The following is a 4,579-nucleotide window of genomic DNA, read 5'->3' on the forward strand; positions in this document are numbered from 1 at the left end:
AGTTCATCCTGAGGTTTTTGCGATTTTAGATCAGGTAAAAGGAATTTTGAGTCGGGAAGCGCAACAGAAAGCAGAAATAGTCAAAGCCGTCGATTGAAGGTCGACGGCTTTTTACGTGCGCTCGGCATAGGTACTGTCTATAGGGTGAAAGTCCCGAACGGTGTAGACAGCAGTAGCCGTAGCTTAAGACAAGGGTGTCCACCGTGAGGTGGAATCTGAAGGAAGTCGGCGGCAAACCTCCGGCCCGACGAACAGAAACCACATAAGAGGCTAGCGGCAGTTGGATGAGCTTGCGAAACAAAGCGAAGTCCTTGCTACCGAAGGCTGCCGAGAGTGAATATGGCGGGTAGATGGAGGGAAAGACAGCGCTCTTACCCGGGGAGGTCTGCTGGTAATGTCGGGGAACCCGATAACCCAGGTTGCAAGACATGTCAGAACCGGCAGAAGTTAGCAGAGGCCATAGTAGGCAGTACTGACGTCAGACTGGGATGAGAGTACCGATGCTAAGTATGGGGACGGAATGACCGTAGTGATGAAGCTCCTTGTGGGGCTTCCACTTGGATTTCTCCCTTAACATCGAAGTCGTAGGTTCCCACAAAGGGTCTACCCTTATCTTCTGTGTAGCATGGCTACTGCTCCCTAGCTGGATTATACGGTCTATGACGGTTGGGATTCCTAATAGCCTTGTTCCGCCGCCAGGTTTCGGGATTTCGACCCGGCGTACCGGTTGCGGTTTATAGGTTCTCGTGAGAAGTTCTTCACTTCTTTCAGCCCTTCACCCTTTAATGGGAGGGGAGCAAAGTGGGCGTGTTATTCAGTTTTGAACAGCGGTCAACCGCGAGGGGGGAACCAATGAACAAAACAATGCCTTACGAAATCTACAAACAAGTAGTACTGGAGGCATACCGCAGAGTAAAAGCGAATAGTGGCGCAGCTGGCATAGTAATAATTATGAGCCTTCTTTTTCTAAAGGAATATAGCCCCATTCATCGCAAATGAGCAGATCTAAATTCTCGAGTTGTTTAAGAAATTTCTTCAGTTCCCCGGATCTTTTGGTTTCCAGCAGCTGATTAACCAGAGCTGCAGTTCTGTAAAATTTAACTTTCTTAGCTCTACTACATGCCTCTACACCTATGGCTGTTGCCAAGTGTGTTTTGCCAGTCCCGACCGGCCCATATAATATCAAGTTTTCCTTCTTGTTTATGAAGGCGGTCGTCTTAATTGTTTCAATATCGATACTGTTAGGGATTTGTATATCATCAAAAGAGTAGTTCTCAAAAGTTTTGATCACATCAAAACAGGCATTTTTATAAATTCCGCCTGTCCAAAATCTACCTGGGCTTCTCCGAGCGGTTGTTCTAGTGGTTAATACCCTTCTTTCTGCCCGAAAAGTTCCAATTTCTTTTGAGCAACGTAGAACCTAACAATGCGGCTCGAGATTTCAAACTCTTCACCGAATTTTTCTTTAAGCCTAGCATATACCCGTTGGGCAGTATGTCTCTGTTTGGGCTTTGCCTTTAAATTTTCTTGTAACTATTCATCAATAAGATATTTATATGGTTCAAGCTTGCTTTCCCTTTGCCGTCTTTGTTTTACCTCATTAAAATCCTCTTTACCGACGTATTTCTCTTAACTGTAGCAAAATCATGCCCAGTATCTCTGGCGATACTTCTTAGAGATTTTCTTTTCCTAATTGCCTGAATCTGATATCATAGATTTGATCCATTGCTAGTATCCTTTCTTTACCCCCTTTAGCCTAGTCAACTAAAGGGTACAGTTTTTGAGGGCTGCCGGTAATGTTTTTTTCAGTTTTGTGCTTGATTTTTAAATTTCCATTTGCTTGATTTTTATTTTACCGAAAACAACTATGCGCTGTCAGAAACGCCAAGTATATTCTAGGAAATCGAGGATGGCTAAGACAAAGATTGCGGATGTATGTTTGGAAACAGTGGAAGTGTGTCCGAACCAGATGCTGTGAACTGCGGGCCTTGAACTTGCCTGAGAGGCTTGTCCATATGATGGCCAACGCCCGTAAAGGCTACTGGTGTATGTCTCAACTATTGAACAAGCCCTGAGCAATGCCTATTGACAAAGTCAGGGCTTAAAGAGTTTAACTGAACGTTATCCTCGCATTCGTCAAGCTTGGTGAACCGCTGTATACCGAACGGTACGTATGGTGGTGTGAGAGGAAGAGGGGTTAAGCATTCCCTTCTATTGGATTTACCCCTTGGGAGAATAAAAAGCGTAAAATCCCGGGGGGTTGGGGGCAGCACCTCCAATATAACCGTAGTTTGCTAGCTTGGAAGGTGATTGCGGATATCGAATTTTAATCCGCCGATATTACGGCTCCTACTGTGGGCAAACCTTCATTTATGGACATTTTGAGATAATCACCAACTTATTCAGCCTGGCATCCGTCAGCTTATTCATGCGATTTCAATCATACTGTTAGGCTTATGAATTGTATGTTTTAAAATGAAATAAAGAGAATTTTGTCGATGTTTACAGAATTAAAAAAATAAAGAGTAAAAAGCGTTAAATTTGTTCCTTGAAAAAATATTATAATAATTATATTCTGTAGTAGATGAGTGTGGGATAACTACAGGGCTACCTAATTATTCTTACTGGATCCCGTAAGGAAGAGTAGGAATTATTAGGGGCCTTTTTATGTTGAAAATTTAGTAAAGATAAGTTTAAAGAGTTAGAAGAGACAGATTTGCTAACGGTCACCTTTTTATTGATTGTGCCAATTTTCACTATAGCTATCTTGAGAAAGGTATTAGATTTTTGTCCGCCTTTGATGGAGAAAAAACACCCATACCCATATTAGAACCTTTAAAACTTCATATAGTAAAGGTGGCCATTATATTATAGCAAAGAAGAAGGTATTTGCTAGGTGCGGTCTTAAAGCATCTGGTAACGTTTACTAAACTTATTCTCTTATAGGTAGCTCGATGCTGGTTGAGTTTTTTTGGCTAGGACTTTACTAAATATATTAAACAATGTAAAATATTAAAAAATCACGAGAAACAAGGGATTTTATTGTTATTTGTAGTATATTTGTAGTATAGACAAATTAAATTTATATTTTTAGCCCATGGGTTTAGCAAAGCTACATGGCTACCTAATTATTCTTACTGAATCCCGAAAGGAGAAGTAAGAGTTATTAGGTAGCTTTTTGTTTTGATAAGGTAAAAAAAAACAAAAAAAGGGGGATTTACAAAATGGATAACAACACAAATGTTCTTGAATTTTCTCTGGCCAAGAAGGTGAAAAAAATCTTGAATAAGGGACCTGAAGAAACATTTATTTTTTTTGATCATGGGGTGATAATAATAAAGCTTAAAGGACTGCTAAATGGTACCCAAAAAGAGCTAATAAAAAAAAACTGATTTTAATTTTATTACAAAAAAATTTTTAGAAATTATTATTAATGATTGTGTTTTAAAAGAGTTTATAGAAGAAGTTGAAGAGTTATATAAAGTTAAAGTTGAAGAACTTACTAAGAAAATTGACATGGAAAATGATATATGTAAAATAGTTTTATTTTACGAAGAAGCTATTGATTAAGAAGTAGTATTAGTATCTGAATTCGTGATTTTATAAATACATTGTGAAAAGATATTTAATGAACATTTTACATTTATTGGGCCGTAAGTAAGATAAGGCAAAATTACTCGAGTTACAAAATAATTTAAATAGTGCAGAATATTATTTCTTTTAGAAACAGAAAGGATTTCAACGACGTTTGTAGAATAATCTTTATATAATAAATAGCAGTTTTAATATTTTGCCCATGGGTTTGTAAAAGCTACAGGCTACCTAATTATTCTTACTGGAATCCCGAAAGGAGAAGTAAGAATAATTTAGGTAGTTTTTGCTTTTGTAAGGTAAAAAAATCAAAAAAAGGGGGAAGTCATAAAAGATGTAAAATGTTGAAAAGAATTTATGAATAAGGGAGATGTCTTAGGAATTATAAAATTTGGGAGGGGTATAAATGTTTGTTTCAAAACAAACTTTAACACATGACTGTATGGCAATTCAACAGCTACTGGATTCTATGCGTGAAAATGAGAAATTTGTCGACTTACAAAATAGTCTAATTAAAGTAAAAACAAATGAATTAAAAAAATTGGCATTTGAAGTCGTAGAGGTTATTAATAAACTTAATTCCGACTATAAAGTATGTAAAACTGAATATGAGAATTTAAAGGTTAATTTTGATTCGTACAAAAATAGAATATGCTTATTGTTAAATGATTGTTTTGATATAAATAATAATGACTCATTAGTTAATTTTTTAGAAAAAATCGCTGAGCAAGGAAATGCATTATTAGATGAATCTAATAAGCTGAAAAACAATCTAGACCTTGATATCAACAATAACCGATATTTAGATGATTTGAAAACAATTATATTGAATATAAATAATGTGATTAACAATATTTTCATTGAAACAAAAAATATTAATAATAACACCACTCAGCTGGCCTCAGGAGCAGAAGAAATCACCAGCACCATCAACGAGATGAGTGCCTCGATAAAGAATGTATCAGGGGATACTGAAAGCCTGGCAGAA

Annotated in this window: 3 protein-coding genes and 1 pseudogene; 2 read left to right on the plus strand and 2 right to left on the minus strand. The window is 37.2% G+C overall.

Translation table 11 applies throughout. The features are described from left to right. Positions 1-949: 949 nt before the first annotated feature. Together B5D20_RS13200 and B5D20_RS14175 are read right to left on the minus strand one after the other, a co-directional pair. Positions 950-1,291, minus strand: a complete 342-nt coding sequence (locus tag B5D20_RS13200; RefSeq protein ID WP_278308392.1) for an ATP-binding protein — start codon at positions 1,289-1,291, stop codon at positions 950-952. 14 nt (positions 1,292-1,305) lie between these two features. Further along, positions 1,306-1,703, minus strand: a pseudogene (locus tag B5D20_RS14175) (IS21 family transposase); the annotation flags it as partial. A 1,521-nt stretch (positions 1,704-3,224) separates the two neighbouring features. On the opposite strand from B5D20_RS14175, the gene B5D20_RS13950 reads away from it, so the two are divergent. Both B5D20_RS13950 and B5D20_RS13205 read left to right on the plus strand, forming a co-directional pair. Continuing rightward, on the plus strand, positions 3,225-3,392 hold the full coding sequence (locus B5D20_RS13950; RefSeq protein ID WP_159071831.1) for a hypothetical protein: 168 nt from the start codon (positions 3,225-3,227) through the stop codon (positions 3,390-3,392). Between the two features lie 605 nt (positions 3,393-3,997). Further along, on the plus strand, positions 3,998-4,579 hold a 582-nt coding region (locus tag B5D20_RS13205), incomplete at its 3' end, for a hypothetical protein (RefSeq protein ID WP_143311881.1).

It is taken from the genome of Carboxydocella sporoproducens DSM 16521, assembly GCF_900167165.1.
Lineage (GTDB): Bacteria > Bacillota.

Bases quoted from the DNA above. Each gene is read 5' to 3' on its own strand.
- B5D20_RS13950 (WP_159071831.1), top strand. From the start codon at position 3,225: ATGGATAACAACACAAATGTTCTTGAATTTTCTCTGGCCAAGAAGGTG.